The 15,575-nt window shown below is 64.3% G+C and carries 15 protein-coding genes; 6 read left to right on the top strand and 9 right to left on the bottom strand.

Going from position 1 to position 15,575, the window contains the following annotated elements; translation table 11 throughout:
• Nucleotides 1-96 precede the first annotated feature (96 nt).
• The 3 genes from AC066Y_RS17115 to AC066Y_RS17105 all read right to left on the bottom strand — a co-directional run bounded on the left by AC066Y_RS17115 (nucleotide 97) and on the right by AC066Y_RS17105 (nucleotide 2,716).
• Entirely contained in the window at nucleotides 97-1,959 is a 1,863-nt protein-coding gene (locus AC066Y_RS17115) for an ABC-F family ATP-binding cassette domain-containing protein (RefSeq protein ID WP_478274884.1), read from the bottom strand.
• An 88-nt stretch (nucleotides 1,960-2,047) separates the two neighbouring features.
• Entirely contained in the window at nucleotides 2,048-2,218 is a 171-nt protein-coding gene (locus AC066Y_RS17110; protein WP_456757078.1) for a hypothetical protein, read from the bottom strand.
• 228 nt (nucleotides 2,219-2,446) lie between these two features.
• Nucleotides 2,447-2,716, bottom strand: coding sequence for a sulfur globule protein precursor (locus AC066Y_RS17105; protein ID WP_173643210.1), 270 nt, complete (start codon nucleotides 2,714-2,716; stop codon nucleotides 2,447-2,449).
• Nucleotides 2,717-3,065: 349 nt separating this feature from the next.
• Between AC066Y_RS17105 and ndk the strand changes: the two genes are divergently transcribed.
• Together ndk and AC066Y_RS17095 are read left to right on the top strand one after the other, a co-directional pair.
• The gene (gene ndk / locus AC066Y_RS17100) at nucleotides 3,066-3,488 is read left to right on the top strand and encodes a nucleoside-diphosphate kinase (protein WP_106322756.1); all 423 of its coding nucleotides are present in this window, start codon (nucleotides 3,066-3,068) and stop codon (nucleotides 3,486-3,488) included.
• Nucleotides 3,489-3,598: 110 nt separating this feature from the next.
• Entirely contained in the window at nucleotides 3,599-4,438 is an 840-nt protein-coding gene (locus AC066Y_RS17095) for a TerC family protein (RefSeq protein ID WP_478274883.1), read from the top strand.
• Nucleotides 4,439-4,549: 111 nt separating this feature from the next.
• On the opposite strand, the gene ppx is transcribed toward AC066Y_RS17095, so the two are convergent.
• From ppx to AC066Y_RS17075, 4 genes are all read right to left on the bottom strand, one after another.
• Complete coding sequence (gene ppx, locus AC066Y_RS17090; protein ID WP_478274882.1) at nucleotides 4,550-6,052, bottom strand: exopolyphosphatase; 1,503 nt, start codon at nucleotides 6,050-6,052, stop codon at nucleotides 4,550-4,552.
• A 24-nt stretch (nucleotides 6,053-6,076) separates the two neighbouring features.
• Complete coding sequence (locus AC066Y_RS17085; protein ID WP_478274881.1) at nucleotides 6,077-8,269, bottom strand: RNA degradosome polyphosphate kinase; 2,193 nt, start codon at nucleotides 8,267-8,269, stop codon at nucleotides 6,077-6,079.
• A 132-nt stretch (nucleotides 8,270-8,401) separates the two neighbouring features.
• A complete protein-coding gene (locus AC066Y_RS17080; protein WP_478274880.1) occupies nucleotides 8,402-9,079 on the bottom strand; it encodes a P-loop NTPase family protein in 678 nt (225 codons plus the stop codon).
• Between the two features lie 95 nt (nucleotides 9,080-9,174).
• Nucleotides 9,175-9,717, bottom strand: coding sequence for a CDP-alcohol phosphatidyltransferase family protein (locus AC066Y_RS17075; protein ID WP_092113493.1), 543 nt, complete (start codon nucleotides 9,715-9,717; stop codon nucleotides 9,175-9,177).
• Nucleotides 9,718-9,877: 160 nt separating this feature from the next.
• Here AC066Y_RS17075 and purM point away from each other — a divergent pair, with 160 nt between their 5' ends.
• The gene (purM, locus tag AC066Y_RS17070) at nucleotides 9,878-10,951 is read left to right on the top strand and encodes a phosphoribosylformylglycinamidine cyclo-ligase (protein ID WP_092113495.1); all 1,074 of its coding nucleotides are present in this window, start codon (nucleotides 9,878-9,880) and stop codon (nucleotides 10,949-10,951) included.
• Nucleotides 10,948-11,598: a phosphoribosylglycinamide formyltransferase gene (gene purN, locus AC066Y_RS17065; RefSeq protein ID WP_478274879.1), complete on the top strand. Its 651-nt coding sequence runs from the start codon at nucleotides 10,948-10,950 to the stop codon at nucleotides 11,596-11,598. Before purM ends, purN begins: the two co-directional genes overlap by 4 nt.
• An 89-nt stretch (nucleotides 11,599-11,687) precedes the next feature.
• Here purN and AC066Y_RS17060 read toward each other — a convergent pair whose 3' ends face one another.
• On the bottom strand, nucleotides 11,688-11,891 hold the full coding sequence (locus AC066Y_RS17060) for a cold-shock protein (protein WP_021079877.1): 204 nt from the start codon (nucleotides 11,889-11,891) through the stop codon (nucleotides 11,688-11,690).
• Nucleotides 11,892-12,243: 352 nt separating this feature from the next.
• Nucleotides 12,244-13,392, bottom strand: coding sequence for a ribonuclease D (gene rnd, locus AC066Y_RS17055; RefSeq protein ID WP_092113500.1), 1,149 nt, complete (start codon nucleotides 13,390-13,392; stop codon nucleotides 12,244-12,246).
• A 654-nt stretch (nucleotides 13,393-14,046) separates the two neighbouring features.
• Here rnd and AC066Y_RS17050 point away from each other — a divergent pair.
• Complete coding sequence (locus AC066Y_RS17050; protein ID WP_478274878.1) at nucleotides 14,047-15,231, top strand: OpgC domain-containing protein; 1,185 nt, start codon at nucleotides 14,047-14,049, stop codon at nucleotides 15,229-15,231.
• A gap of 24 nt (nucleotides 15,232-15,255) precedes the next feature.
• Nucleotides 15,256-15,396, top strand: coding sequence for a hypothetical protein (locus tag AC066Y_RS17045; protein WP_478274877.1), 141 nt, complete (start codon nucleotides 15,256-15,258; stop codon nucleotides 15,394-15,396).
• The last annotated feature ends 179 nt before the right edge of the window (nucleotides 15,397-15,575 follow it).

Genomic DNA, 15,575 nt, shown 5'->3' with positions numbered 1-15,575 from the left:
ACACCGGAGGGAATGAGAGCCCAGGCTCCCTCCACACGTCGTCCCTGCTTTCTCAGGAATGACGCCGAATTTGCGGCTCTGCCCGGCGGATCAAATCTAGTTCGCGGCTTCGTCGAGTTCGGCGCTCGCTTCCAGCCATTCTTCCTCGGCGCGCTGCAGCGCGCTCTCGGCGCCGGCGCGCGCCTTGGTCAGCTGTGCCGCCTGCTTGGGATCGCGCGTGAAAATATCGGGCAGCACGAGCGCGGTATCGATCTTGGCGATGATGCCGTTGATGCGCTCGATCTCGCTCTCCGCTTGCGCGACCCGCTGCCTCGGTGAAGCGCGCTTCTCATTGCGGTTGCGTTCCGGCTTTGCGGGCTCCTTGACGCGCTCGCGCGAGGCCGGCCGTCCGTCATTGGCCGACAGGATCATGCGACGATACTCGTCGAGATCGCCGTCATATGCCGTCACGGTCTGGTTCGCGACGACCCACAATCGGTCGGCGCAGGCCTCGATCAGATAACGATCGTGCGAGACCATCATGATGGCGCCGGGGAATTCATTGATCGCCTCCGCCAGCGCCGCGCGGCTGTCGATGTCGAGATGGTTGGTCGGCTCGTCCAGGATGATCATGTTGGGGGCGTAGAACGTCGCAAGCCCAAGCAGCAGGCGCGCCTTCTCGCCACCCGACAGGCTCTTCACCAGCGTGTCGCCGGCCTTGCCGGAGAAGCCGATCGCGCCGACGCGGCCGCGGACCTTGCTCTCCGGCGCCTCGGGCATCAGCTTGCGGATGTGATCGTAGGGCGAGCCGTCGAGGTTGAGCTCGTCGACCTGGTGCTGGGCGAAATAGCCGACCGACAGTTTGTCCGCCCGCGTGATCCTGCCCGCGAATGGTGCGAGCTTGCCCGCCAGCAGCTTGACCAGCGTCGACTTGCCGTTGCCGTTGGCCCCGAGCAGCGCGATGCGGTCGTCGGTGTCGACGCGCAGCGTCACGCGATTGAGCACGGGCTTGCCTGGCTCGTAGCCGACCGAGACGTCATCGACCGCGATGATCGGCGGCGACAGCAGTTTCTCCGGTACCGGAAAGGAGATCTCGCGAACGTCCTGGGTCACCAGCGCGGTGATCGGCTTCATCCGCTCCAGCATCTTGACGCGCGACTGCGCCTGCCGCGCCTTGGACGCCTTGGCCTTGAAGCGGTCGACGAAGTCCTGCAGGCGCTTGCGCTCATCGGCCTGCCGCTTGGCGTGCTTGGCGTCGAGCAATTCGCGCGCGGCGCGCTGGTCCTCGAATGAGGAATAGGTGCCCTTGTAGAGCGTGAGCTTGCCGCGATCGAGGTGCAGGATCTGATCGACCGATGTGTCGAGGAGATCGCGGTCGTGGCTGATCACGATCACCGTGCGCGGGTAGTTGGCGAGGTGGTTCTCGAGCCACAACGTGCCCTCGAGATCGAGATAGTTGGTCGGTTCGTCCAGCAACAGGAGGTCGGGCGCGGAGAACAGCGTCGCCGCCAGCGCCACGCGCATGCGCCAGCCGCCGGAGAATTCCGCGCAGGGCCGCGCCTGGTCCGATGTCGAGAAGCCGAGGCCGGAGAGGATCGCCGCGGCGCGGGCCGGGGCGGAGTGGGCGTCGATATCGACCAGCCGGGTCTGGATCTCGGCGATCCGATGCGGGTCGTGCGCAGTCTCGGCCTCGCGCAGCAGCGCGTCGCGCTCGAGGTCGGCCTTCAGCACGACGTTGATCAGGCTTTCGGGCCCGTCGGGTGCTTCCTGCGCGAGGCTGCCGATCCGCCAGCGCGGCGGAAGCGTGATGCTGCCGCTCTCGGTCGGGAGCTCGCCCCGGATGGCATGAAACAGCGTCGACTTGCCGACGCCGTTACGGCCGACAAATCCGACGCGTGCGCCGGGCACGATTTGCACGGAACTGTGATCAATCAACAGCCGCCCGGCGATCCGGACTGAAATGTCAGTGATGGAGAGCATGCAGCGTTGTCACCGGACCCGCTGCCAAACGCAACCCGTCTGTCCGTAAAATCTCTCCTGAATAGGGCCGCTGGTGAACCCATATTATCTAATGGCGCTCGTTGTCCCGGCGTTGCATTTCGTCGAGGAGCTGCTGCAGGCGGGACGAAAGTGCGGGTTCTGGGCGTATGCTTTGCTGGAGCCGCTCCCCTACGGCATCGCAGATGTAACGGCAGGTCTTGCGATCAATCTGATCGGGATCGTTCTCGGTCTGGGTCATTGTCATGGCTCTTGGTATGTCTCTTGGCGAGTTCCACCTCGCGTATTTCGTAAGTTCTTGCCATGACAAGTCGCGACCCCCGAATTTGGTTTCCCCTCCGCCTTGCTCTCGCCTTGAGGTAGTGAGGCGCATCATGCGGCCGGCCGGGTTCCCTGGCGGGCATAAAAAAGCCCCGGCGCAAGGCCGGGGCGAAAGCAAGTCAGGGGAGCAGTCGACAGAACGAATGGATCAGTAGCAGCGGTTGACCAGGCGCCAGCGGGGACCCCACGGGGTCGGCACGACGCGGCGCACGTAGCAACCGCCACCGTAGCCGTATCCATAGCCGCCGTAGTAGGCCGGCCCTCCGACGATAACGCGCGGGCCGCCCCACCAGCCGTGGTGCCATCCACCGTGCCAGCCGCCATGCCAACCACCCCAGGCCGAGGCGGAGGTCGGGGCGAGTGCGGCGGCACCGAGCGAGATTGCGGCAACGGCAGCGAGCGATAATTTGCGTAACATGATCGTCTCCTCGAGGTATGGGCGCGCATGACGCGCCCGCGGTGACATCGTTTCCCGAGACGTCCTGTGAGGCTTGCGGATGGGGGCCAGCAAGGCGTCCGATCGGTGCAGAGCCTAGGCGGGTGCAGCTGAACCGCAGCGGCACGGCGCTGTCAGAATGGGTTCACCTAAGTGAAATCGCGGTAAGTTGGCCTAGCCTGTCTCTGTCCGGAGACCGCCCGGACGACGGCTTTTGTCGTGAAAATCCATCAAAACTAAAGGCGAACGCGTCACAGGGTCGCTTGCCGTTACCCCATCGCGCCGATATAAGCCCCGGCAACTCCCAGCCACCGTTTACAAGGACGAAATCATGGCGATTGAACGCACCTTTTCGATCATCAAGCCCGATGCCACCGAGCGCAACCTGACCGGCGCGGTCAATGCGGTGATCGAGAAGGCCGGTCTGCGGATCGTGGCGCAGAAGCGCATCCGCATGACCCGCGGCCAAGCCGAAACCTTCTATGCAGTCCACAAGGCGCGCCCGTTCTTCGGCGAGCTGGTCGACTTCATGACCTCCGGCCCGGTGGTGGTCCAGGTGCTGGAAGGCGAGGGCGCCATCCTGAAGTATCGCGACGTGATGGGTGCGACCGATCCGTCGAAGGCCGCCGAAGGCACCATCCGCAAGCTCTATGCGAAGTCGATCGGCGAGAATTCGGTGCACGGTTCGGATGCGCCGGAGACCGCGGTAATCGAGATCGCGCAGTTCTTCGCCGGCAACGAGATCGTCGGCTGACGCCGCGCAACTGAAAGTGACGCGGTCTCCTGGGGAGACCGTGTCGACATGGACTGGGAGCGGCGGACCACCGCCGCCAGGGGCGGCCGCAAGGCCGAATAGGACTCGCTGTGGACTGGCTGTGGCAGATCTTTGATCCGGCGTACATCGGCGCGTTCTTCACCGAGTTCAAGAACGAGATGGCGACCCCGACCTTCTGGGTCGCCGTCGGCAAGATCATCTGGATCAACGTCCTGCTGTCGGGCGACAACGCGCTGGTGATCGCGCTCGCCTGCCGCGGACTCGCGCCGCGCCAGCGCCTGTGGGGCATGATTCTCGGCGCCGCCGCGGCGGTGCTGCTGCGTGTCATCTTCACCGGCATCGTCGCCAGCCTGATGGCGCTTCCATATCTGAAGCTGGTCGGCGGACTGGCGCTGATCGTGATCGCCGCGAAGCTCCTGGTGCCAGAGCAGGAGGACGATGACAACGTGCACGCGGCCTCGCATCTGTGGGCCGCGGTTCAGATCGTCGTCGTCGCCGACATCGTGATGAGCCTCGACAATGTGATCGCGGTCGCCGCTGCCGCCAATGGCAGCGTGCCGCTGCTGGTGCTCGGACTTGCGATCAGCGTTCCCCTGATCGTTGCCGGCGCGGCGCTGATCATGGCGCTGCTCTCCAAGCTGCCGATCCTGGTCTGGGCCGGCGCCGCGCTGCTCGGCTGGATCGCGGGCGACGTCATCGCGACCGATCCGGCCGTGCATCCCAAGCTGGATGCGCTGTTCGCCGGACCGCTCGGTGCCAGGCTCGATTCCTGGCTGACCTCGGTCGGCATGTCGCCGCAATTCGCCCATGGCGGCAACGGCGGCGAGATCACGCTCGCCATGCTCGGCATTGTCGTGGTGCTCCTCATCGGATCGATCTGGCGCCGTCACGCGCTCCGGAAAGCCAAGCACGCCGCCAAGGCGGCGTGAGGTCCCGTAGCGTTTTCGAGCGAAGTGGACGCCGGTTCGCGTGAAGAAAACGGCTCAAAGCTGGAGGGCTGGACGTCGTCGGTTCTGACTGAAATCAGAACCGGACGACGTCTAGCGCCGCACGATCGAGCCGGCGCGGCCGAGCAGCCGCGCCAACTGCTTGAAGCGGCTGCCGACGCGGTCGGCCACCAGATCCACCATCCGGTGCTCGAACACCAGCATCAGCTTGCGGCCCTGGGTGCGGAAATGCGTCGCCGGCAGCACGCCGGTGCGCGCCGCCGTGATCAGATGCGCGACGCGGAACGCGGCACCGAGCACGCGCGCGCGCTCGTCCATCGCCGGCGTCACCAGCGCGCGGATCTGCGGCGGCGGCTCGTTCTCCTCGCTGAGGCCGGCGTAGCGATAGAACACCGACAGCGCGACGAAGGCGCGGCCCTGATGCGTGATCGAGCCGAAATTGCCGTTCATGATCAGGCTGAGGGTTTCCTCGCCGCGATGATCGGGATGCACGCGCCAGCCGATATCGGAGAGCAGGCAGGCGACGTGACGCAGCCTGCGGTCTTCCTCGGTCTCGCGCAGCCTGACGACGCGCACCAGCCGGTCGGTCCAGGCGGTCAGCTCCTGGGCGTGGCGGGCCGAGCGCGACAGCAATTGGTTGAGGTTCTGCGCGGCGCAGACCAGCCCGTCCTTGGCGCGCTCGGCCTGCGGCAGCATCTCGTAGAGCAAGCCCTCGCGCACGCCGAAGGTCGAGAACACGATGGTCTTCGGCTGGGCCACACGGATGATGTATTCGAGCACGAGCGCGGCGTAGGCCAATAGCGGCCGCCGCGCATCTGCGACGGATTCGATATTGGCCAGCATGTTGGTGGCCGCCAGCCGCCGCAGCCGCTGTGCGAAGTCGAGGGCGTCCGCCGCCGGAATGGAATAGCCGTGCATCACCTTGAGCGGGTAGCCGCTCTGGATGATGTGGATGCGCGCCAGCGCGCGCCAGGTGCCGCCGACCGCGTAGAAGGTACGGCCACGGCCGGTCTTGAGCTGGGCGACGCCGAGCAGTTCGTTCTTGACGATGCGTTCGGCGCGCTTGAGCGATTTGTTCGAGAGGTCCTGCAGCGCAAGGCTGCCGAGCGGCAGCGTCACGCCGCTGCGCACGCGGTTGCCCTTGACGTCGATCAGTTCGAGCGAGCCGCCGCCGAGATCGCCGACGATGCCGTTCGGATTGTGCACGCCCGAGACGACGCCGAGCGCGGACAGCTTCGCTTCACGCGGTCCGGTCAGAATCTCGATCTTGGCGCCGCAGATGCGCTCGGCCTTGGCGATGAAGTCCGGACCGTTCTTGGCGTCGCGGCAGGCCGCGGTCGCGATCGCGTAGACGCGGCCGACCTGCTGGATCCGGCACAGCGCGCGAAAGCGGCGCAGCGCGGTGAGCGCCTTGTTGACCGCATCGGTTGCGAGCAGGCCGGTGCTCTGCACCTCGCGTCCGAGCCCGCACAGCGCCTTCTCGTTGAAGATGGTGACGAGGCTGCGCGCCATCGCCTCGTAAACCACGAGACGAACCGAGTTCGAGCCGATATCGATCACAGCGACGCTGGAAGCGCGCTTCCGCGGCCGCTTCACCGTAAGGCCCCCTTAAGACGATGGCTACTGACGCTCGTTACGACGCGTGAGACGGCGCGGTGAAGATTCCTTGAGAGACTTACCACGGCCGGACAGACTCGGATTTGTCATGAAATAGTCATGCAGATTGAAGGGCTCTTCGCCTTTCGCGGCCTTCATACGCGTTGAGGACCCATCCGGCAACAATTGCCAGCTCTGCTCGGTGTCCTTCAGGTTCGCGACCATGATCTGTTCGAGAACCTGCTGATGCACCGTGGGATTTTGCAGCGGACAGAGCACCTCGACGCGGCGGTCGAGGTTCCGCGGCATCATGTCGGCGGACGAGATATACACAGCAGCTTTTGCGCTCGGCAGGCCCTGGCCCATGCCGAAGCAATAGATCCGGCCGTGTTCCAGGAATCGGCCGATCACCGATTTGACGCGGATGTTCTCCGACAATCCGGGCAGCCCGGGCCGCAGGCAGCAGATGCCGCGCACCACGAGCTCGATCGAGACGCCGGCCTGCGAGGCCTCGTACAGCGCGTCGATGATGTCGGGATCGACGAGCGCGTTCATCTTCATCCAGATCGCGCCGTGCCGGCCATGCTTGACGTGGGCGATCTCGCCGTGGATGTGCTCGATGATCCGCTTGCGCAATGTCAGCGGCGACACCGCCATCTTCTCGATGTCGCTCGGCTCGGCATAACCGGTGATGTAGTTGAACACCCGCGCGACGTCGCGGCCGATGATCGGGTCCGACGTAAAGTAGGAGACGTCGGTGTAGATGCGGGCGGTGACCGGATGATAGTTGCCGGTGCCGGTGTGCACATAGGTCGTCAGATTGCCGCCCTCGCGGCGCACCACCATCGACAGCTTTGCGTGGGTCTTCAGCTCGATGAAGCCGTAGACGACCTGCACGCCGGCGCGTTCGAGGTCGCGCGCCCAGCGGATATTGGCCTCCTCGTCGAAGCGCGCCTTTAATTCGATCAGCGCGGTCACCGACTTGCCGGCTTCGGCGGCATCCGCCAGCGCGCGCACGATCGGCGAGTTGTTCGAGGTGCGATAGAGCGTCTGCTTGATCGCGACGACGTCGGGATCACGCGCCGCCTGTTGCAGGAACTGGACGACGACGTCGAAGGATTCGTAGGGGTGATGGACCACCAGATCCTTCTGGCGGATGGCGGCGAAGATATCGCCGCCATGGTCGCGCACGCGTTCAGGATGGCGCGGCACGTAGGGCGGGAATTCGAGGTCGGGGCGATTGAGGCGGGTGAGCTGCGACAGTTCGTTCATCGCGAGCACGCCGTCGACCAGGATCACTTCATCGTCCGCGGCCGATAACGCGTGCTGCACGAAGACGCGCAGCTCTTCGGGCATCGTGGCCTCGATCTCGAGCCGGATCACCGACCCGCGCCGGCGGCGCTTGAGCGCGGTCTCGAACAGGCGAACGAGGTCTTCGGCCTCTTCCTCGATTTCGAGTTCGGAGTCCCTGATGATGCGGAACGCGCCCTGGCCCTTGACGGTGTAGCCGGGGAACAGGCGGCCGATGAACAGACCGGTGGCCTGCTCGAGCGTGATCAGCCGCGCCGGCGCGCCCTCCTTGGTCGAGGGAATGCGGATGAAGCGGTCGATCTTGCCGGGCATGCGGATCAGCGCGTTCATCGCCTTGCCGTCGGAGACCCGCGACAATTGCAGAGCGACCGTGAAGCCGAGGTTCGGGATGAACGGGAACGGATGCGCCGGGTCGATCGCAAGCGGCGTCAGCAGCGGGAAGATGTTGTGGAGGAAGTGATCCTCGATCCAGGTGCGTTCGGATTTGGTGACGTCGCGGCCGTCGACCAGCTGGATGCCGACCTTGGACAGGAGCTCGCGCAGGTCGCTCCAGATCGCCTGCTGGTCGGAGGCGAGCTGCGACACGGTCTTGTTGATCATCACGAGCTGCTCGGCCGGCAGCAGGCCGTCCGGGCTGCGCTCGGCAATACCCTCGCGGACCTGGGCCTTGATGCCGGCGACGCGGACCATGAAGAACTCGTCGAGGTTATTCGCCGAAATCGACAGGAAGCGGACCCGCTCCAGCAGGGGATGGCCGAGATTGACTGATTCCTCGAGCACCCGGCGGTTGAAGTGCAGCCAGGACAGCTCCCGGTTGATGAATCGCTCAGGGCTGCTCGCGATCGCCGGGACGGGCGGGAGTTCCGCCTCTTTCTCTTTGATTTCAGGTGCTTGTGCCGTGTCCATCAAGTGCTGGTCCAATTCGGGGCAGGGGGCCGGAGCGGTCTAGCCGAGGGCCGCACAGAACATGTGATATTGCGATGACGTTTCGATGACATTGATGTTCCGTTGGCCTGCGCCGTCAAGCCGCGGGGACGGTCAGGCATCGCGCAGCAGCTCCGCCGCCAACGCCCGGGTCACCGGCCGGCCCAGCCGCAGCGCCTCGGTGTCGAGCAGCTCGACCGCCTGGCGGACGGCGGTATAGGACCGCTCGATCCGGTTGGTCAGGTAGCTGACGAGCGGCTCGTCCACGCTCATCTGGCGGTCGGCGCAGAACTTGACGATCAGGCCACGGAACAGCTGGTCGTCGGGCGGCAGCAGCGTCACCGTCGGTACCGCGCGGAGCCGCGAGCGCAGATCGCGCAGCTCGATCTCGAACGCCGACGGCGGCACGCGCGCGGTGATCAGGACGAAGGCATCGTCCTGGCGCGCGAGATTCATCAGATGGAACATCGCGCGCTCATCGAAATCCGACGGCCTGAGGTCCTCGACCACCAGCGCGCCGGTCGCAAGTGCCGTCGGCACCGTGTCGGTGGTCAGGGCATGCGCCACGGTCGAGCGCGCGCCGGCGATCTCGGCCCAGATCGCGGCGAGGTGGCTTTTGCCGGAGCCTTCGGGCCCCACCAGCAGCATGATTCGGTTGGGCCAGTCGGGCCAGCCGTCGATCAGCGCCAGCGCAGCCTCATTGGCGGGCCCCTCGAGGAAATCGTCGCGGGTCAGCTTCTCCTCGTGCGGCAGGGCCAAGGCCAATTGACGAGGTTGAACGCTACCGGCCACGCAAATCTCCAAACCACATTATTTTAGCATGATCCCTGCGCAAACGCTTCGCGTTTGTCGCGGGAAAGCCGGTTTCCACTTTTCCGGATCGTGCGCTACCGAGCCTCGATCGTGCTCATGTGCCGCACCCACTCCACGAGATAGAGGGACACCGAACCCAAAGTAAAGATCGTGACCAGACCCATCAGGATCAGGTCGTAAGGGTGCGGCTGAAACCCGAAGCCGAGCGAGGCGAGCACCAGGGCCGCGAACGCGACCTGTGCCACCGTGTTCAGCTTCGACACCATCAACGGCTTCATCTCGACCGGCTTGTCGAACAACCATGACACAATCACGGCGGAGACGATCATGATGTCGCGCGACACCACGAGAATCACGATCCAGCGCGGCACCGCGCCCCAGATTCCGAGCGCGACATAGATCGACACCAGCAGCGCCTTGTCGGCGAGCGGGTCGAGCAGGGCGCCGAGCTCGCTCGCCATGTTGAAGCGCTTGGCGAGGAAACCGTCGACCGCATCCGAGACGCCGGCGATCACGAAGATCGCAAACGCGATCTCCATCTGGCTGGAGACGATGGCCCAGACGATCACCGGCACCAGGATGATGCGGCCGAGGGTGATGATATTCGGAATGCTCAACTTGAATCGCTTCCCGGCTAGAAGCCTGATTTTACTCGATATCCGGCTCTTTTGCGCGGCGGCCGGGTGTTATCTACATAGTATCGCGGCGGCATTGCCGCGAGCCATTGCGCGGGGGCGGAATTCCTCGTAACCAGCCCCTTATCATCTGGAATTGGGCATGACCGAGCGCAAAAACGGGCTCACTTACGCGGATTCGGGTGTCGATATCGACGCCGGCAATCGTCTGGTCGATCTGATCAAGCCGATGGTGCGGGCCACCGCACGGCCCGGCGCGGACGCCGAAATCGGCGGATTCGGCGGGCTGTTCGACCTCAAGGCCGCCGGCTTCAAGGATCCGGTCCTGGTGGCCGCGACCGATGGCGTCGGCACCAAGCTGAAGATCGCGATCGAGACCGGCATCCACAACGGCATCGGCATCGACCTGGTCGCGATGTCGGTCAACGACCTCGTCGTGCAGGGCGCGGAACCGTTGTTCTTCCTCGACTATTTCGCCTGCGGCAAACTCCACCCGGAGGCCACCGCGCAGATCGTCGCTGGCATCGCCGAGGGCTGCCGCGAATCCGGCTGCGCGCTGATCGGCGGCGAGACCGCCGAGATGCCCGGCCTCTACAAGGACGGCGATTACGACCTCGGCGGCTTTGCCGTCGGCGCGGCCGAGCGCGGCACCCTGCTGCCGACGGGGGATATAGCGGCGGGAGACGCCGTGATCGGGCTGGCGTCCTCCGGCGTGCACTCCAACGGCTATTCGCTGGTGCGCAAGATCGTCGAGCAGTCCGGCGTTGGCTATGATGCGCCGGCGCCGTTCGCACCGGTCATGACGCTCGGTGCGGCGCTGCTGACGCCGACCAGGCTCTATGTGAAATCCTGCCTGCGTGCGATCCGCGAGACCGGCGCGGTGAAGGGGCTCGCCCACATCACCGGCGGCGGCTTCACCGACAACATTCCGCGCGTACTGCCGAAGCATCTCGGCGTCGGCATCGATCTGGCGCGGCTGCCGGTGCTGCCGGTGTTCAAATGGCTGGCCGAGCAGGGCGGCATCGCCGAGCTCGAGCTGCTGCGCACCTTCAACTGCGGCATCGGCATGATCGCGATCGTCAAGGCCGATGCGGTCGATGCGGTGACCGAGGCCTTCACCGCCGGCGGCGAGACCGTGACGCTGCTGGGTGAGGTGATCGAGGCCAGTGGCGAGCATCGCGTAGTCTATCACGGTCATCTCGATCTCTCGCGATGAAGCGCCGGGTTGCCATTCTGATCTCCGGCCGCGGCTCCAACATGGCCGCGCTGATCGAGGCTGCGAAGGCTGCGGATTTTCCGGCCGAGATCGTCGCCGTGATCTCCAACCGCGCCAACGCTCCCGGGCTCGAGAAGGCGGCCGCGAGCGGCATTCCGACCGTCGTCATCGAGAGCAAGCCGTTCGGCAAGGACCGCGCGGCATTCGAGGCGGCGCTGCAGCGGGCGCTCGACGACAGCCAAGTCGAGCTGATTTGCCTCGGCGGCTTCATGCGGTTGTTCACCGCCGAATTCGTCCGGCACTGGTACGGGCGGATGCTCAACATCCATCCGTCGCTGCTGCCTTGCTTTCCCGGCCTCGATCCGCACGGCCAGGCCTTGCGGGCGGGGGTCAAGCTGTCCGGCGCGACGGTGCATTTCGTGATCCCGGAGACCGACGCCGGGCCGATCGTCATGCAGGGTGCGGTCACCGTGGCTGACGACGACACGCCGGAGACGCTCGCTGCACGCGTGATCACCATCGAGCATCGCATCTATCCGGAGGCGCTGCGGCTTCTGGCGAGCGGCCGGCTCAAGCTCGAAGGCGACGTCTGCAGGACGCAGGGCAGCGCCGCAACCGACAGCACGCTGATCGCGCCGGCGCCTTAGCGCCCGGTTGCACGAGAGATCCCCGAGAACAATCCCCCGGGTGATGCGGCCGGGGGAGGTGTCAGGATGAATTCCGCCAGCAGCGGCGTTCAGTGAACCTTGAGGTTCTCTGCCGACGCCTTGCCGCGGTTCTCCACCAGCTCGTACTCGACGGTCTGGTTCTCGTTCAATGTGCTGAGACCTGCGCGTTCGACCGCCGAGATGTGGACGAACACGTCCTTGTCGCCGACGGCCGGCTTGATGAACCCGTAACCTTTGGTCGGGTTGAACCATTTGACGGTACCCTTCGGCATCGTCTCTCTCCCAGTCTAGACATAAAAAAGACGCGGCCACGTTTTCCACGTGCCACGCCACAAGCGGGCTTTCCGCTGTCTGTTCAATTCCCGGGTCTCTATATCCAAGGTCTTCAAGTCCGAAGTTTCGCCTCTCGAAGCCTTGGCTATCAACGTCGTGAAACGCACAGTCGAACGGCCGCAATCCGATTGTGAAGGGATTGCAACACGAAATCTGCGCCTTAGCAAGCGCGCTGGTTTCGCGTGACGCAACCTCAGCCTGTGGCGGTCGAACTCGGGCGCGGCGCGTTCGGCCACTGGCCGACGGATCGGAGGTGCGGGAACTTCGCGTGCACCACGCGAACTTCGTGCGCTAACCCCGATCCACCCGCACCACGCGGCCCTTGTCGATCGCAAGCGCGAGCTGGCCGTGCTTGAGCTTGAGCGCCGCTTCGCCGAACAATTCGCGCCGCCAGCCGTGCAGGGCGCCGACTTCGGCCTCATCGCTGGCCGCGATCTGTTCGAGGTCGTCGACGGTGGCGATCACCTTGCTGGCGACGCCGTGGCGCTCGGAGGTCATGCGCAGCAGCACCTTCAACAGCTCGACGGTCGCCGCGCCATTGGAATTGTTTCTCGGTTTTTCCAGCTTGGGGAGCGTGGCCTGGTCGCGGGCCAGCCCGCGCTGCACCGCGGCGATGATATCGGCACCCCATTTCGAGCGCTCGAAACCCTTCGGCAGCGAACGCAGATTGCCGAGCTTCTCCAGCGAGGTCGGCGCATGGGTGGCGATGTCGCCGACCGCATCGTCCTTGAGCACACGCGAGCGCGGCACGTCGCGGCTCTGCGCCTCCTGCTCGCGCCAGGCGGCAACCTCGATCAGCACCGCGAGCTCGCGCGGCTTGCGCACGCGGGTCTTGAGCCGCTCCCAGGCGCGCTCGGGATGGAAGTCGTAGGTCTTCGGCGAGGTCAGGATCTCCATCTCCTCGCTGACCCAATCGCTGCGGTCGCGCTTCCTCAAGTCGGCATCGAGCGCCGCGAACACTTCGCGCAGATGGGTGACGTCGGAGACGGCGTAATGCAGTTGCTCCTCGGTCAGCGGGCGGCGCGACCAGTCGGTGAAGCGATGGGTCTTGTCCGGGCGGTGGCCGGTGACGCGATCGACCAGCTGGTCATAGGCGATGCTGTCGCCATAGCCGAGCACCATGGCCGCGACCTGGGTATCGAAGATCGGATGCGGGATCGTGCCGGAGAGGTGCCAGACGATTTCGATGTCCTGCCGCGCGGCATGAAACACCTTCAGCACGGCCTCGTTCGACATCAGATCGAAGAACGGCTTGAGGTCGATGCCGGGCGCCAGCGCGTCGACCACGACGGCTTCATCCGCGCTGGCCATCTGCACGACGCAGAGCAGGGGATAGTAGGTCGTCTCCCGCAGGAACTCGGTGTCGACGGTGATGACCTTGTGTTTGGCGAGCCGGTCGCAGGCGGCGGCGAGGTCGGGGGTCGTGCTAATCAGATCCATGAACAGTCCATGACGGCTTGACACCACGCGTTCTGCCGAAAGGGCAGCTATGTCAAGGGTCTTGCAGGGATTTTGGCCTTGCGCGGGGTGAGGGACAGGGCATTTTTGAATTGATTGGCCGCGATTCGCGGGCGTTTTCGGCCCGATTGCACTACGAATCCATTCGTCGTCCCGGCGAAAGCAGGGACCGATAACCGCAAGGTCGTGTTGTTGAAGAGGGCTGTGGCCCCAGCGTCGCGCAATAATCACTTTCGGTGGTAATGGGTCCCGGCCCCCGTGCGCAATAGCGCACCAGGCCGGGACGACGCTGAATATGTTGCGCGGCCTGTGAGTCATGCGCCTCTGACCGAATGCGCCGGGTCGGCCCGACCTAAGCGTCCAAGTCGTCACGGGATGCCGCCGGACACACCCCCGCGAGTCGCGATGCTTTGTCAGCCTCCACTCCGCCCGACGAATGCGGCTCACCCGACAAACGTCAAGCACGCGGGTGCGGCACTTGGACGGTGATGTCACGCGGGAGTATATGGATGTCTATGATCTTCGCCTGTTGACCCGGATTTGCTGTCGGCTAACGCATTCCAGCCCGACGCGAATCAAGGCTCCGACGGGTGCAGCTATCGCGATCTCAGAAGCAGCCGAGTGAGGATCGTCCGGATGGAGCTCCACCACGCGCACCAGATCGAGGAAACGATTGAACGCGATGTTCGGCTCGACCTGTTCAGAGGGCTCGGGTTGTGGATGATATTTCTGGATCACATCCCCAATGATGGAGCAATCGGCTGGATTACGCTGCGCAACTACGGCTTCAGCGACGCTGCGGAGTTCTTCGTTTTCATCTCGGGTTACCTTGCCGGTTTCATCTACGGCCCGATCATCGCTTCAGGTTTCCTGCTGTCCGCAGCGAAGCGGCTGTGGACGCGGGCCGCGCATATCTACGTGGCGCATATCATGCTGTTCCTGATCTTCACGGCCCAGGTCGCGAGAACTTCCCGACGGCTCGACAATCCGATGTATGAAAACGAATTCAACGTTTTCAATTTTCTCCAGCATCCGGATATCCTGATCGGGCAGGCGCTCACCCTGCGATACAAGCCCGTGGATCTCGACGTGCTGCCGCTGTTCATTGTCTTGCTGTTCGCGTCCCCACTGGTCATCTGGGCCTTGGTGCGTCGTCCCAATCTCACCTTACTGGCTTCGATCGTTCTCTACGTGCTGGCGCGATGGTTCGATTGGAACATCGCCTCCTATCCGCCGGGCACGGCGTGGTACTTCAATCCATTTTGTTGGCAGTTGCTCTTTGTCTTCGGCCAGTGGTGTGGGGTGGGCGCATTGTCTCAGATCGCCAGACTCATCCAGTCGCGGATCGTCGCGGCGGTAGCGATTGCCTGGCTGATCTTTGCATTCCTGATCGTGATGACGTGGCATTTCCATGCGCTGGAGATGTTCATACCGGGATGGATGATGAAGTTCATCTACCCGATCGACAAAACGGATCTGGATATGTTGCGCTTGACCCACTTCCTCGCGCTCGCGGTCGTTGTCCATGGCCTGATTCCGCGGGACTGGCCGCCGCTGAAATCCCGATCATTGCGTCCGCTGACCTTGTGCGGCGAGCATTCGCTTCCGATCTTTTGCCTCGGGGTCTTGCTTTCGTTCTCCGCCCATTGGGTCTTGACCCAATACAGCGGTGCGGTCATCGCACAGCTCGTGGTGAGCGCGGCCGGAATCGCGATCATGATCGCCGCGGCGTGGCTGTTGCACCGCGCCGACGACATTCCGAATTTGTTCGTCGATGTGACAAATGCAGAGCTTCGACGGAAGATTGGGGAATCGAAATAGATTAATAAGCAACGAGGAGCCGCCGTGATCGCGACGCCGCCGGTGGCTGTTACCAGCGAGCTGTTTCAAATCGCCTCTGATGTCCCGGAGCATCGCCGCGATGTCGTGCTCGACGACATCAACAGCATCATCGACACGAACTGGCTGACTGAAGAAAGATTCTAATCGCGCCAACATTCACCGTTCAAGGCCGACCACGGCATCGTCCTGCTTCACCACGGCGATGCGTGCGATGCGGCGATGACGGCGGAGTTCGGTGATCCGGCGGCGCCGCTGAATTCCGCCTATGCTGGCGGACGCGAAATCCCGTCATCTACGTCTTGGGTCGTGCGCAATGTCGAAGC

The sequence above is a fragment of the Bradyrhizobium sp. USDA3010 genome (assembly GCF_056429065.1).
Note: the sequence above shows the minus strand (reverse complement) of the source record. Positions and strands in the feature narration are given on the sequence as shown.